General features: G+C 73.0%; 13 protein-coding genes. 12 read left to right on the plus strand and 1 reads right to left on the minus strand.

Annotated features, from left to right (window positions below; genetic code table 11):
* Window positions 1-52 precede the first annotated feature (52 nt).
* Entirely contained in the window at window positions 53-1690 is a 1638-nt protein-coding gene (locus C0010_RS15040; protein WP_158685495.1) for a hypothetical protein, read from the minus strand.
* Between C0010_RS15040 and C0010_RS12055 the strand changes: the two genes are divergently transcribed.
* The 12 genes from C0010_RS12055 (at window position 1649) to scpB (ending at window position 13642) form a co-directional block, all read left to right on the plus strand.
* Entirely contained in the window at window positions 1649-2731 is a 1083-nt protein-coding gene (locus tag C0010_RS12055; RefSeq protein ID WP_232531941.1) for a hypothetical protein, read from the plus strand. The two genes, C0010_RS15040 and C0010_RS12055, sit on opposite strands and share 42 nt — an antisense overlap.
* On the plus strand, window positions 2715-3752 hold the full coding sequence (locus C0010_RS12060; RefSeq protein ID WP_105567344.1) for an HAD-IIA family hydrolase: 1038 nt from the start codon (window positions 2715-2717) through the stop codon (window positions 3750-3752). The genes C0010_RS12055 and C0010_RS12060 overlap by 17 nt, the downstream gene beginning before the upstream one ends.
* A gap of 9 nt (window positions 3753-3761) precedes the next feature.
* On the plus strand, window positions 3762-4106 hold the full coding sequence (locus C0010_RS12065; protein ID WP_105567345.1) for a hypothetical protein: 345 nt from the start codon (window positions 3762-3764) through the stop codon (window positions 4104-4106).
* Window positions 4103-4900, plus strand: coding sequence for a TlyA family RNA methyltransferase (locus C0010_RS12070; protein ID WP_105567346.1), 798 nt, complete (start codon window positions 4103-4105; stop codon window positions 4898-4900). Before C0010_RS12065 ends, C0010_RS12070 begins: the two co-directional genes overlap by 4 nt.
* A 212-nt stretch (window positions 4901-5112) precedes the next feature.
* On the plus strand, window positions 5113-6093 hold the full coding sequence (locus C0010_RS12075; protein WP_105567347.1) for an NAD kinase: 981 nt from the start codon (window positions 5113-5115) through the stop codon (window positions 6091-6093).
* Window positions 6090-7772 carry a DNA repair protein RecN gene (recN, locus tag C0010_RS12080; RefSeq protein ID WP_105567348.1) on the plus strand — a complete coding sequence of 561 codons (1683 nt, stop codon included), beginning with the start codon at window positions 6090-6092 and terminating at the stop codon, window positions 7770-7772. The genes C0010_RS12075 and recN overlap by 4 nt, the downstream gene beginning before the upstream one ends.
* Before the next feature lie 152 nt (window positions 7773-7924).
* Entirely contained in the window at window positions 7925-9610 is a 1686-nt protein-coding gene (locus C0010_RS12085) for a CTP synthase (protein WP_105567349.1), read from the plus strand.
* Window positions 9611-9775: 165 nt separating this feature from the next.
* Window positions 9776-10333 (plus strand): NUDIX domain-containing protein, encoded by a 558-nt coding sequence (locus tag C0010_RS12090; RefSeq protein WP_105567350.1) that lies wholly within the window; start codon window positions 9776-9778, stop codon window positions 10331-10333.
* Window positions 10334-10343: 10 nt separating this feature from the next.
* Window positions 10344-11246, plus strand: a complete 903-nt coding sequence (gene xerD / locus C0010_RS12095; RefSeq protein WP_105567351.1) for a site-specific tyrosine recombinase XerD — start codon at window positions 10344-10346, stop codon at window positions 11244-11246.
* Between the two features lie 90 nt (window positions 11247-11336).
* The gene (locus C0010_RS12100; protein WP_105567352.1) at window positions 11337-12206 is read left to right on the plus strand and encodes a ParA family protein; all 870 of its coding nucleotides are present in this window, start codon (window positions 11337-11339) and stop codon (window positions 12204-12206) included.
* Entirely contained in the window at window positions 12190-13032 is an 843-nt protein-coding gene (locus C0010_RS12105; protein WP_105567353.1) for a segregation and condensation protein A, read from the plus strand. Before C0010_RS12100 ends, C0010_RS12105 begins: the two co-directional genes overlap by 17 nt.
* A complete protein-coding gene (scpB, locus tag C0010_RS12110; protein WP_105567354.1) occupies window positions 13022-13642 on the plus strand; it encodes an SMC-Scp complex subunit ScpB in 621 nt (206 codons plus the stop codon). Before C0010_RS12105 ends, scpB begins: the two co-directional genes overlap by 11 nt.
* Window positions 13643-13725: the final 83 nt, after the last annotated feature.

The raw sequence follows: 13725 nt of genomic DNA on the forward strand, positions 1-13725 counted from the left end.
TGGTACTGCACCTGGGAGGGTGTGGGAGAGTAGGACACCGCCGAAATTAACTTCACCGAAAGGCCGACCAGCAACGCTGGTCGGCCTTTCGTCGTACCCGGGGGACGCACCCCGACGCCGCGGGCGCAGAGCGCGAACGCAGGCCCGAGCAGCCTCTCTGGGCGGGCTCACGGCATCCCCGGGTAGAGTGGTTGGTCCGGCGCGCTCGCGAGCGCTCGGCAGCGCGGATGACGCGCCCCACAGACAACACAACAGCGGTACGGTGCACCAGACTCCGTAGACGAGGGACGAAGCTATGACCGACGACAACGAGCGGAACAGCCGCTCCTCCGACGACGCCGCTCGCGGGCGGCGCACCCGCGACGGCGCCCCGCGTGCGAAGGGTCGTGACACCTACCGCGACGACAGCGATCCGCGTTCCGGCGCTCGTGGCTCGCGCGGTCGCGACGACCGCCGCGGCTACGGCGCACATCGATCGGGCGGCCCCGATGGCGGACACCGGGGTGCGTCGTCGGACCGGGGCCGCTCGGCCTACGGCGATCGCGATTCGCGCGGGGGCGGCCGGCCCAACGGCGCCCGCGATGATCGACGCACCGACCGCGGGGAAGACGCAGGCGGAAGCCGTGGCGGGTACGGTGCGCGCGATGATCGCGGCGGTGACCGCGCCTCGCAGCGCGGCCGGCATGACAAGCGGGACGACAGGGGAACCGGCTACGGCAAGCGCGACGACCGGTCGGGTGAGCGTCGCTACGGCGACCGCGATCAGCAGCGCAGCGGTGATCGGTACGACAAGCGCGATGGCCGTCGCGCCGGTTACGGCGTGCAGGATGGTCGCGGGGCGGGCGCCGGCCAGCGGGGCGAGCGCCGGTACGGTGACCGTGATTCGCAGCGCGGCGGGTACGCGAAGCGCGACGACCGCGGTTCGGGGTACGGCAAGCGCGATGACCGCGGGGGCCGGCCGAGCGGCGATCACGATCCGCAGGGAAGCGGAGGATACGGCAGGCGGGACGACCGAGGTGGCGAGCGTCGCTACGGTGACCGCGATTCCCCGCGTGCCGGTGGTCGGTACGAGAAGCGCGACGACCGTGGCGGCCAGCGCTACGACGGTCGGGACGGCCGGGGTGGCGAGCGCCGCTACGGCGACCGGGATTCGCAGCGCGGCGGTGGTCGGTACGACAAGCGCGATGACCGCGGGGGTCAGCGCTACGAGAGGCGTGACGATCGCGGTGGCGAGCGTCGCTATGGCGACCGGGATTCGCAGCGCGGCGGTGGTCGGTACGACAAGCGTGACGATCGCGGTGGCGAGCGTCGCTATGGCGACCGGGATTCGCAGCGCGGCGGTGGTCGGTACGACAAGCGCGACGACCGCGGTGCCAGCTACGGTCAGCGGAACGACCGCGGCGGTGACCGCGGCTACGGGCGTCGGGGCGACGACCGGCGTGACGGCCGCGGCTACGATCGGCGTGACGACCGCCGGGACGACCGGGGCGGCGACCGCCGGGACGACCGGCGTGACGGTCGGATCGGCAGCACGCGCGACCCGTTCCTGCCGGACGACGTCACGGCGCGCGAGCTGCCGGCGCCCGCGCGCAACGAGCTGAAGACGCTGAGCAAGGAGAACGCTGAGCGCGTCGCCCGCCACATGGTGATGGCCGCGCGCGAGATCGAGGAGAATCCGGAGCTCGCCCACGAGCACGCCAAGGCCGCGGTGAGCCACGCCGGCCGAGTCGCGGTCGCGCGCGAGACCCTCGCGATCACGGCCTACACCGTCGGCGATTTCTCGCTCGCGCTGCGCGAGCTGCGCACGCTCCGCCGGATCTCCGGCCGCAACGAGCACGTGGCGATGATCGTCGACTCCGAGCGCGGCGTCGGCCGGCCCGAGAAAGCGCTCGAGGAGGGCACGGCCGCGAATCGCGAGGAGCTCGAGACCGCCCAGCGCGTGCAGCTCGCGATCGCGATGTCGGGAGCGCGCCTCGATCTCGGGCAGACCGAACTGGCCCTCGCCGAGCTCGACATCGACGAGCTCGACCCGGACGTCGCGTACTCGTGGAGCCCCGGCCTGTTCGCGGCGCGCGCCGCTGTGCTCGAGGACCTCGGGCTCGAATCCGAGGCGGAGGAATGGAACCGCCGCGCCGAGGTCGCCGCCGAGGCGATCGCGCAGGAGATGGCGCGCGACGACCAGCTCGTCGTCGACGAGATCGAGGAGATCGATCTGCCGGATGACGCTGAGGACGACGTCGAGGACGAAGGCGACGACACCGAAGCCGTCAACAGCGTCGACGCGGACGGGCCGGTGGTCGCGGACCCCGACGAAGCCGGGACGGCCGGTTCCGACACCACCGACGAAGAGGACGGAGCCGAGCCCTCGGGCGGCGCCGCCGAAGGGGCCGAGGGCGATCGCCCGACGGCTCCGGATGCCGCCCAGGCGGCGGAAGCCGCGGAAGGCGCGGACGCCGATGGGGTCGCGGGCGAGGCGGGCGGCTCGGATGACGCCGCCGGCGGCCCGGACGCATCGACCGCGTCCGGCGGGTCCGTTCCCGACCCGGATTTCGCGGTCGAGGACGAGGTCGCCGAGATCCTCGTCGAGGCTGGGGTCGACGAGCCGGGCGAGGCGCAGAGCGCCGACGGCGCGGCCGACGCGGCGGGCGCCGACGCTCCCGCCGTCGATGCCGAGCAGGCCGACGCCGCGGGAGACGAGGGGGAGGACCGCCCCGGTGGCGCTCTTTTCTAAGAAGACAGGGCCGGCGCCGCTCGACGGCGTCGACGTCGTGCTGAACGACCTCGACGGCGTCGTGTACGCGGGCCCAGGGCCGATCCCGCACGCCGTCGAGAGCCTGACGCGCGCGGCCTCCGAGGGCCGCCGCCTCGGCTACATCACGAACAACGCGTCCCGGACCGACCGCGCGGTCGCCGAGCACCTCCGCGAGTTCGGGCTCGAGACGCGGCCGGACGACGTGGTCACGAGCCCGCAGGCAGCGGTCGCGCTGCTCGCGAAGAAGGTCGCGCCCGGCTCGACCATCATGGTGGTCGGGGGAGACGGCCTCGTCGACGAGCTGCAGAAGGCCGGGTACACCGTCACCCGCAGCGCCACCGACGAACCAGCCGCGGTCGTACAGGGGTTCTCCCCGGACGTCCGGTGGACCGACCTCGCCGAGGCGGCGTTCGCGCTCGCGACGCCGGAGGACGAGGGCGGGATCCCGTGGATCGCGACGAACACCGACTGGACGATCCCGCAGGCGCGGGGGATCGCGCCGGGCAACGGCACGCTCGTCTCGGCCGTGCACACAGCGGTCGGCAGGCTCGCCGAAGTCGCGGGCAAGCCGGAGGCACCGATCTTCCACGCGGCGGTCGAGCGCTTCGGAGCCGCGAAGCCCCTCATGATCGGTGACCGCCTCGACACCGACATCCAGGGCGCGCAAGCGGCCGGCATCGACTCGGCGCTCGTGCTCACGGGCATCGACCGCCCCAAGCACGCGCTGGCCGCACCCGAGCACGCGCGCCCGACGTACATCGTCGGCGACCTGCGCGAGCTCTTCGAGCCGTACCCCCACGTCCGGCAGAAGGACGGCATCACGAAGGTCGGCGATGCCGCGGTGGCGATCGACGGGCCGGATGTCCGGGTCGTCGCCGAGGGGCGGGACATCGACCTGCTGCGCGCCGCGGCGCACGGCATCTGGTCGACGGGCCGGCAGATCTTCGGGTTCCGCGTTCCCGAGCGCCTCTACGCGGACCCCTTCCACCGCCAGCGGTAGCCTGGCGACATGAGCGATCCGGATCAGCCGACGCCGCGCCCGCCCGCCGCCACGGCGCACGCGATACGAGGCGCGCGGGCGGAGCGGCCCTGGCGAGCGGCGGCCGACGAGCCGACGCCCGCGGAGGACTCACGCGCCCGCGGAGGCGGCGCGGCCGACGCCGGTGAGCGGGACGCCGATCGCGGGGCCGCCGATGCCGGTGCTCCGGATGGCGGCTCCGCGGCGCGCGCCGAGAGCGCGTCCGAGCGCGTCGCCGACATCGAGAGTCTGCCGCTCGCGGAGCGCGCCGCGGGGTACCGCGCACTGCACGAAGAGCTGGCGCAGCGGCTCGAGCAGGCTCCCGGCGACGCATGAGCGCACGGCTCGATGCCGAGCTCGCCGCGCGCGGGCTCGCCCGCTCCCGCACGCAGGCGGCCGTGCTGATCGCGGCGGGCGCCGTGACGGTCGCCGGCGCCGTCGCGACCAAGCCTTCACTGAGGGTCGACCGCGACGCCGACATCCGTGTCACCGGCGGCGATCAGTACGTCAGCCGCGCGGCGCACAAGCTGATCGCGGCGCTCGACGGCTTCGGCGTCGATGCCGCGGGCCGCACGGCGCTCGATATGGGTGCGTCGACCGGCGGGTTCACCCAGGTGCTGCTCGAGCGCGGCGCATCGCCCGTCATCGCCGTCGACGTCGGGCACGACCAGCTCGCGCCCTCCCTGCGCGCCGACGAGCGGGTGCGCTCGGTCGAGGGCTACAACGTGCGGCACATGACGGCGGAGTCCCTCGCGGAGTCGAGCGGGGTCGACTCCGCGCCATCGGTCGTGACCGGCGATCTATCGTTCATCTCGCTGCGCTACGTGCTGCCGGCCGTCGCGGCGGTCATCGGCCGGTCACCGGCCGATGTCCTGCTCCTCGTGAAACCGCAGTTCGAGGTCGGCCGCACCGGCGTCAGGGGCGGGATCGTCGTCGACCCGGAGCTGCGTCGACGCGCCGTGCACGACGTGATCGGCCGGGCGCGCGAGGCGGGGTTCGCGGTGCGCGGGGTCCTGCCCTCGCCCGTCGAGGGCACGCACGGCAACCGCGAGGCGCTGATGCACCTGACGCCGGGGCCGGATGACGGGCGCGACTGGGACCACGAGGTCGGCCTCGCCGTCGCCGGCTGACGGGAGGTCCGCGGGACGGCGCCTCTCGGCAGGGGAGCGGACCGCGGCGCCGGGCTCGCGGCCGCACCGGCGGTTCGCCGGCACGGTGAGACGCCGCGCCCCGCAGAAGGTTCGAACATCTGAACGAATCACCGCGGGGGACGCGCCGCGCATCCGGTGATCCGACACAATGGGAGGAACGTCCAGCACCCACCCGGCGGAGCGGAGCCCCCATGACCGAACGCAGGATCCTCGTCGTGGCGCACGCTCATCGCGACGACACCGTCGAGGCCGCTGTTCGCGTGGTCATGGCTCTGCGGGAATCCGGGGCGGAGCCCGTGATGGACCGCGACGATCGGGCGGCGCTGTCCGACGTTGCGCCCGTGCTCGCGGACGTCGCTGTGCTGGCCGACGACGTGCCCGTCGAGCGGATCGACGTGGCGATCGTGCTGGGCGGCGACGGCACAATCCTGCGTGCCGCAGAGTTGGTGCGCGGTGGCACGGCGCCGATCCTCGGCATCAACATGGGACACGTCGGCTTCCTCGCCGAGATCGAGCGCGACAACATGGATGCCGCCGTCGCCCGTGCCATCGCGGGCGACTTCGAGGTCGAGGAGCGCCTCGCGCTGGCCGTGAAGGTCCGCGACGCGACGGGGTCGGTCATCTTCGAGAGCTTCGCGCTGAACGAGGCGACCGTCGAGAAGGACAGCCCCGGGCGGATGATCGAGGTCGTCCTCGAGGTCGATCGCAGGCCGCTGTCGAGCTTCGGCGCCGATGGCGTCGTGATCGCGACGCCGACGGGGTCGACGGCGTACGCCTTCTCGGCGGGCGGGCCCGTCGTCTGGCCGACCGTGCAGGCCATGACGGTCGTGCCGCTCTCGGCGCATGCGCTGTTCGCGCGCCCGCTCGTGGTCGGCCCCGAGCACGCCGTCGCCGTCGAGCTGCAGAACTCGATCGGCGCATCCGGGGTGCTGTGGTGCGACGGGCGGCGCACCTGCGACCTGCCGGCCGGCTCGCGCGTCTCGGTGCGGCGCTCGGACGCGCCCGTCCGCCTCGCGAGGCTGCACCCGGCGGCGTTCACCGACCGCCTGGTGCGCAAGTTCCAGCTGCCGGTGCAGGGCTGGCGGGGCCCGACCGGCACCATGATGACGACGGCCGTGAGCGTGATCCCGATGGCGGACGCCGCGGCGGAAGGGATGATGGAAGACACGTGATCGAGCAGATGCGATTGCGCGACCTCGGCGTGATCAGCGAGGCCGAGCTGCCGTTCGGCCCCGGGTTCACGGCCGTGACGGGCGAGACCGGCGCAGGCAAGACGATGGTCGTGACGGGCCTCGGCCTGCTCCTCGGCGCGCGCGCCGACTACGGGGCCGTGCGCGAGGGCGCGCAGCAGGCATCGGTCGAGGGCGTATGGAACGTGCCGGTGGCTGGCGCCGTCGCGGAGCGCGTCGCCGAGGCCGGCGGCGAGGTCGAGCCGATCGGCGACGGGCGGGGAGAGCTGTTCCTCGGCCGCACACTCACGGCCGAGGGGCGCAGTCGCGCGAGCGTCGGCGGGAGGGGCGCCCCGGCGGGCGTGCTCGGCGACCTGTCGGAGCACCTCGTCGTCGTGCACGGGCAGTCGGAGCAGCTCCGGCTGAAGTCGGCCGCCGCCCAGCGCCACGCGCTCGACCGCTTCGGCGGCGAGGCCGTGCATTCCGCACGCGGCGCCTACACGGAGGCATACGAAGCGTGGCGCGCGATCGACGCCGAGCTGACGCAGCTGAACGCGGAGCGCACGGAGCGCGCCGCCGAGGCGGAGCGGCTGCGCGCGGAGCTCGCCGAGATCGAGCAGGTCGCGCCCGAACAGGGCGAGGACGCCGAGCTCGCCGCCAGGGCCGAGCGCCTCGCGAACGGCGAGGAGCTCAGAACGGCCGCCGCGATGGCGCGCGAGGCCCTCTCGAGCGAGGAGGACGCCCCCGACGTGACGGCGCTGCTCGCCGAGGCCCGCCGCCAGCTCGAGCGGGTTCCGGATGCGGCGCTCACGGCTGTCGCGGAACAGCTCGCCGAGATCGGATATCGCATCGGCGACCTCGCCGTCGAGCTGTCGGGCTTCCTCGCCGACCTCGATGAGCAGGGCCCCGCCGAGCTCGCCGCCGTCGAGGAGCGCCGCGCCGCCGTGAACGCGCTCGTGCGCGCGCACGGCACGCTCGACGCCGCGCTCGAACTGCTCGAGACCGGCTCGGCTCGGCTCGCAGACCTCGACGACGACGGCGAACGCGCCGAGCGCCTCGCCGCCGCGCGCGATGAGGCCCGCGCGGCGCTGGACGAGCGGGCGGCGGTCCTCACGGCGGCGCGCACGGAGGCGGCGGGTCGGCTGTCGGCGGCGGTGACCGAGGAGCTGCGCGCGCTCGCGATGCCCGACGCGGACCTCACCGTGAGCGTGTCCGAGGCGGCGGAGTCCGCGCACGGCCGCGACGACGTCGCGTTCCTGCTCGCCCCGCACCCCGGCGCCGCGCCTCGGCCCGTCGCGAAGGGCGCATCCGGCGGCGAGCTCAGCCGGGTCATGCTCGCGATCGAGGTCGTGATCGCCGAGACCGACCCCGTGCCGACCTTCGTGTTCGACGAGGTCGATGCCGGCATCGGCGGCGCCGCCGCGATCGAGGTCGGCCGCCGCCTCGCTCGCCTGGCGCAGCGCTCGCAGGTGATCGCGGTGACGCACCTGGCGCAGGTCGCGGCGTTCGCGAACAACCATCTCTCGGTCGTGAAGGCGTCGGACGGCAGTGTCACCACGTCGAGCGTCACGGCGCTCGACGGCCCGGCGCGCGAGGCCGAGATGGCGCGCCTGCTCTCGGGCAGCGACACGGGCGCCGCGCTCGAGCACGCCCGAGAGCTGCTGGAGTCGGCGACCGCCTGACGGCGCGCGCGGCCCCGGCGATCCGGGGCGGGCGTCTCGCGCCCTCCGCCTCGTCCCGATCGCCCCGACGGCGACGTGGGGCAGACACACAGGCGCGGGGCGTGCCAGGATGGGTCATCGACCGGATTCGAGGGATAGGATTGAAGCCCGTGATGCAGAGTTCAGATGCGAGCCCCACGGGCAAGACGACCAAACAGATCTTCGTGACCGGTGGTGTGGTCTCGTCTCTCGGCAAGGGCCTCACGGCCGCCAGCCTCGGCAATCTTCTGACGGCGCGCGGGCTGCACGTCGTGATGCAGAAGCTCGACCCGTACCTGAACGTCGACCCCGGCACGATGAACCCGTTCCAGCACGGGGAGGTCTTCGTCACGGACGACGGCGCCGAGACCGACCTCGACATCGGCCACTACGAGCGCTTCCTCGACTTCAACCTGTCGCAGGCCGCCAACGTCACGACGGGCCAGATCTACTCGAAGGTCATCGAGCGCGAGCGCCGCGGCGAGTACCTCGGCGACACAGTGCAGGTCATCCCGCACATCACCGACGAGATCAAGCGCCGGATGCGGCTCCAGTCGGAGGACGTGCCGCAGCCCGACGTCATCATCACGGAGGTCGGCGGCACCGTCGGCGACATCGAGTCGCAGCCGTTCCTCGAGTCGGCGCGCCAGCTGCGCCACGAGCTCGGCCGCGACAACGTCTTCTTCGTGCACGTCTCGCTCGTGCCGTTCATGGGGGCATCCGGCGAGCAGAAGACCAAGCCGACGCAGCACTCCGTCGCCGCACTGCGTCAGGTCGGCATCCAGCCGGACGCGCTCGTGCTGCGCAGCGACCGCCCCGTGACCGAGGCGAACCTGCGCAAGATCGCGCTGATGTGCGACGTCGACGTCGAGGGCGTCGTCAACACCGTCGACCTGCCCAGCATCTACGACATCCCGTCGACCCTGCACAAGCAGCGCCTCGACTCGCACATCGTGCGCCGCCTGGGCCTGACGCGGGCCGCCGACGTCGACTGGACGCGCTGGCAGCGCGTGCTCGGGGCCGTGCACAACCCGAAGCACGAAGTCACGATCGGCCTCGTCGGCAAGTACATCGACCTGCCCGACGCGTACCTGTCGGTCACCGAGGCGATCAAGGCCGGCGGCTTCGCGCACGAGACCAAGGTCGACATCCGCTGGATCCCCTCGGACGAGTGCGAGACGCCGGAGGGCGCGCGCGCGAAGCTGGCGGACCTCGACGGCATCGTCGTGCCGGGCGGCTTCGGCATCCGGGGCATCGAGGGCAAGCTCGGCGCACTCCGCTTCGCGCGCGAGCAGGGCATCCCGACGCTCGGGCTGTGCCTCGGCATGCAGTGCATGGTGATCGAGTACGCGCGCAACGTCGCCGGTCTCGAGGGCGCGTCGTCGAGCGAGTTCGACCCCGCCACCCCGACGCCCGTGATCGCGACGATGGCCGAGCAGGTCGAGGTGCTCGACGGGGGCGACCTGGGCGGCACCATGCGGCTCGGCCTGTACCCGGCGAAGCTCGCGAAGGGCTCGATCGCTGCCGAGGCCTACGGTGCGACCGAGGTCAGCGAGCGCCACCGCCACCGCTACGAGGTCAACAACGCCTACCGCGAGCAGATCGGCGACGCCGGCCTCGTGTTCTCCGGCGTGAACCCGGATCTCGACCTCGTGGAGTTCGTCGAGCTCCCGCGGGAGCAGCACCCGTACTATGTCGCGACCCAGGCGCACCCCGAGCTGCGCTCGCGCCCGACGGCGCCGCACCCGCTGTTCGCCGGCCTCGTCGGCGCGGCGCTCGAGCGCCACAGCGCGAGCGAGCTGTTCGACGCGGAGGCGTGAGGCGCGGCGCGCGGGTGCGCTGTTCATGTCGGCGCCGCAGGTGATCGACGTGATCAACGTGCCCTAGGATCGGCCGGGGAGCGCCCGACGACCCTCGGCCCGGCGGCCGGCGGCCGGCGGAGGAATCGTGCGCGACCCGGGTACGGACGCGGAGCGAGGAGAGCTGTGGATCTGAGGGACGAACCGTTCGACGTCGAGGTCGTCGACACGCAGACGGGGTACACGGGACACGTGTGGGACGTCGTCGAGGACCGCTTCCGGTACGGCGACGCGGAGCTCGTGCGCCACTACGTCGACCATCCAGGCGCCGTCGCCGTCGTCGCGATCGACGACGAGCGCCGAGTGCTCCTGCTTCAGCAGTACCGCCACCCGATCCAGGCGCGCGACTGGGAGATCCCGGCCGGCCTGCGCGACGTCCCCGGCGAGCCGGCCGTCGAGACGGCGAAGCGCGAGCTGGCGGAGGAGGCCGACCTCACGGCGCGCGAGTGGGAGCCGCTCGGGCGGTTCGCGCTCACTCCGGGCGGCAGCAACGAGCACATCGACGTCTTCCTCGCGACCGGGCTGGCGGCGACCGAGGAGCCGTTCCCCCGCGACGCCGAGGAGGCGGACATCCGGGTCGAGTGGCTGCCGCTCGATGACGCGCTCGCCGCCGTGCGGGCCGGCCGCTTCGTGAATGCGACGACGGCGCTCGGTCTGCTGAGCGCCGCCGACCGGCTGCGCTAGGGGAGCGCGGATGCGCGTCGAGCGCGCCGTTGACGCCTACCTGCGCCACATCACGATCGAACGGGGGCTGAGCGCGCACACCGTCGCGGCGTACGAGCGCGACCTCGGCGCCTATGCGGCGTGGCTCGACGGGCACGGCGTCGACGACGCGGCGGCCGTCACTCCCGAGATCGTCGCGGAGTTCGCCGCCGATCGCGCGAGCGAAGAGCCGCCGCCGGCGCCGTCGTCGCTGGCGCGGCTGCAGTCGTCGGTGCGGGGCCTGCACCGCTTCCTGGCCAGGGAGGGACTGAGCCCCGACGACCCGACGGGTCGGCTGCGCCCCCCGAAGCAGGCGTCGCCCCTGCCGAAGGCTCTCACGATCGAGCAGGTCGAGGCGCTCCTGGCCGCGCCGAGCCCGGACGAGCCGATCGGCATCCGGGACCGCGCGCTGCTCGAGCTGCTCTACGCGACCGGAGCGCGCGTATCGGAGGCGATCGGCCTCGACGTCGACGACGTCGCGCACGGCGACATCATCCGCCTGCGGGGCAAGGGCGACAAGGAGCGCATCGTGCCCGTCGGCTCGTTCGCCAGGGCGGCCGTCGACGCGTACCTCTCCCGCGTGCGCCCCGCGCTCGCCGCGAAGGGCGCGGCGACGCCGAAACTGTTCCTCGGCGCCAGGGGAGCCCCGCTCTCGCGGCAGAGCGCCTGGCTCGTCATCCGGGCCGCGGCGGAGCGCGCCCAGCTGAGCGAGGCCGTGTCGCCGCACACGCTGCGCCACTCGTTCGCGACGCATCTGCTGGCGGGCGGCGCCGACGTGCGCGTCGTGCAGGAGCTGCTCGGGCACGCGAGCGTTGCGACGACGCAGATCTACACGCACGTGACGGCGGACGCGCTGCGTGACATGTACGCCACCGCCCACCCGCGCGCCGTGTAGGAGCCCCGATGCCGCGCCCCGCCGCGCTCCTGCACCGCCCGAAGGGCCCGCGGCGTCTAGACTCGCGGGGGAACGTCAGGAGGATCATCGGTGGCTAACCCCCAGAAGCAGAGCGACGAGGTCATTCTCGGCCCGACGGGCCGGCCGTACCGCGGCTTCCCGACTCCGCCGAAGCTCGATCGCCACGGCCCGGCGCGCATCGTCGCGCTGTGCAACCAGAAGGGCGGCGTCGGCAAGACGACGACGTCGATCAACCTCGCGGCGTCGTTCGCGAGTTACGGCCGGAAGGTGCTGGCGGTCGACTTCGACCCGCAGGGCGCGCTCTCGGCCGGCCTCGGCGTCTCGGCCCACGACGTGCCCACGATCTACGACCTGCTCGTCGACACCAAGCGCGACCCGCACGACGCGGTCGTGCCGACGGCGACAGAGGGCCTCGACCTGATCCCGGCCAACATCGACCTCTCGGCCGCAGAGGTGCATCTCGTCAACGAGGTCGCGCGAGAGATGATCCTCTCGCACGTGCTGCGCAGGCTCGCGCCCGAGTACGACCTCATCCTGATCGACTGCCAGCCGTCGCTGGGCCTGCTCACGGTCAACGCGCTCACGGCGGCGCACGGCGTCCTGATCCCGCTCGAGTGCGAGTACTTCGCGCTGCGCGGCGTCGCCCTGCTCGTCGAGACGATCGAGAAGGTGCAGGACCGGTTGAACCCGTCGCTCGAGCTCGACGGCCTGCTCGCGACGATGTACGACTCGCGCACGCTGCACTCGCGGGAGGTGCTGGAGCGCATCGTCGAGACGTTCGGCGACAAGGTCTTCGAGACCGTGATCGGGCGTACCGTGAAGTTCCCCGACGCGAGCGTCTCGGGCGTGCCGATCATCGACTTCGCGCCGGAGCATCCGGCGGCACAGGCGTATCTGCGCCTCGCCCGCGAGCTGGTCGACCGTGGCGCGGTCGCCTGAGCCGACCGAGGCTCAGTTCCCGGATGAGGCGGCCGAGGCCGGCGCATCCGGATTCCGGGTGTCGCTGGCGAACTTCGACGGCCCGTTCGACCTGCTGCTGCAGCTGATCTCGAAGCACGAGATGGACGTGACCGAGATCGCGCTCAGCCGCGTGACCGACGAGTTCATCAGCTTCCTCGCCGGTGCCGAGACGGGGGAGGAGCTCGACCGCGCCAGCGAGTTCCTCGTCGTCGCCGTCACGCTCCTCGACATGAAGGTCGCGGGGCTCCTGCCGCAGGGCGAGCTCGTCGATGCCGAGGCCGTCGCGGCGCTCGAGGCGCGCGACCTGCTCTTCGCCCGCCTGCTGCAGTACAGGGCGTTCAAGGAAGCGGCCGCGTGGTTCGCCGAGCGCCTGGGGCAGGAGGCGACGCGTCATACGCGCCAGGTGCCGATCGAGGAGAAGCACCGCGCCCGCACGCCCGAGCTGAAGTGGACCCTCAGCCTCGACGAGTTCGCGGCGCTCGCGATGCTGGCGTTCGCGCCGAAGGAGCTGCCTGGCGTCGGGCTCGACCACCTGCACGCGCCGGCCGTGAGCATCAGGGAACAGGCGGCGGTCGTCGTGTCGACGCTGCGGTCGGCCGGCACCCTGTCGTTCCGCGAGCTGATCGCGGGCGAGGGCGAGGTCGGCGTCGTCGTCGCCCGCTTCATCGCCGTGCTCGAGCTGTACCGGCACGCGGCGCTCACGTTCGAACAGCTCGAGCCGCTCGGCGACCTCACGCTGACCTGGACGGCCGAGGACTGGTCCGATGAAACGCTGGCATCCCTGGGGGCCGAGTATGACAGATGAGACGCAGGCGCCGGATCGGTCGGGCGCAGGCAGCGACGGCGCCGGGCAGGCCGCGCCAGAGCCGAGCGTCGCGCAGCGGCTCGAGGCGATCCTGATCGTCGCCGACGAGCCGATCGGGCTCGTGTCGCTCGCCACGGCGGTCGGCGCGCCCGTGCCCGCCGTGCGGCAGGCGCTGAGTGCGCTCGTCGAGGACTACGACGGTGAGGCGGGCGGGCCGCGGCGCGGCTTCGAGCTGCGCGAGGTCGGCGGCGGGTGGCGCATCTACGTGCGGGGCGAGCTCGACGGGCTCGTGGCCGACTACGTCGGGGCACAGGCCCCGGCGCGGCTGTCGAAGGCGGCGCTGGAGACGCTGGCAGTGATCGCGTACAAGCAGCCGGTCTCGCGCTCGCAGGTGGCGGCCATCCGGGCCGTGAACGTCGACGGCGTCGTGCGGACGCTCCTGGCGCGCGGCCTCATCACCGAGCAGTTCGCCGACCCCGAGACGGGCGCGCTGAACTATGGCACGACCGACTTGTTGCTGCAGCAGCTCGGCATCAACTCGCTCGACGAGCTCCCGCCGATCTCCCCGCTCCTCGAGGACGGAGCGGACGGCTTCCCCGACTTCTCCTGACCCCGGTAACTCTTCATTTCTGGCACATCTCCGGTGGTGTGCTCGCCCGGAGATGTGCCAGAAATGAAGAGTTGCGGGCGCGG

Origin of the sequence: Microbacterium halophytorum, from assembly GCF_002970975.1 — a bacterium.
Taxonomy (GTDB): domain Bacteria; phylum Actinomycetota; class Actinomycetes; order Actinomycetales; family Microbacteriaceae; genus Microbacterium; species Microbacterium halophytorum.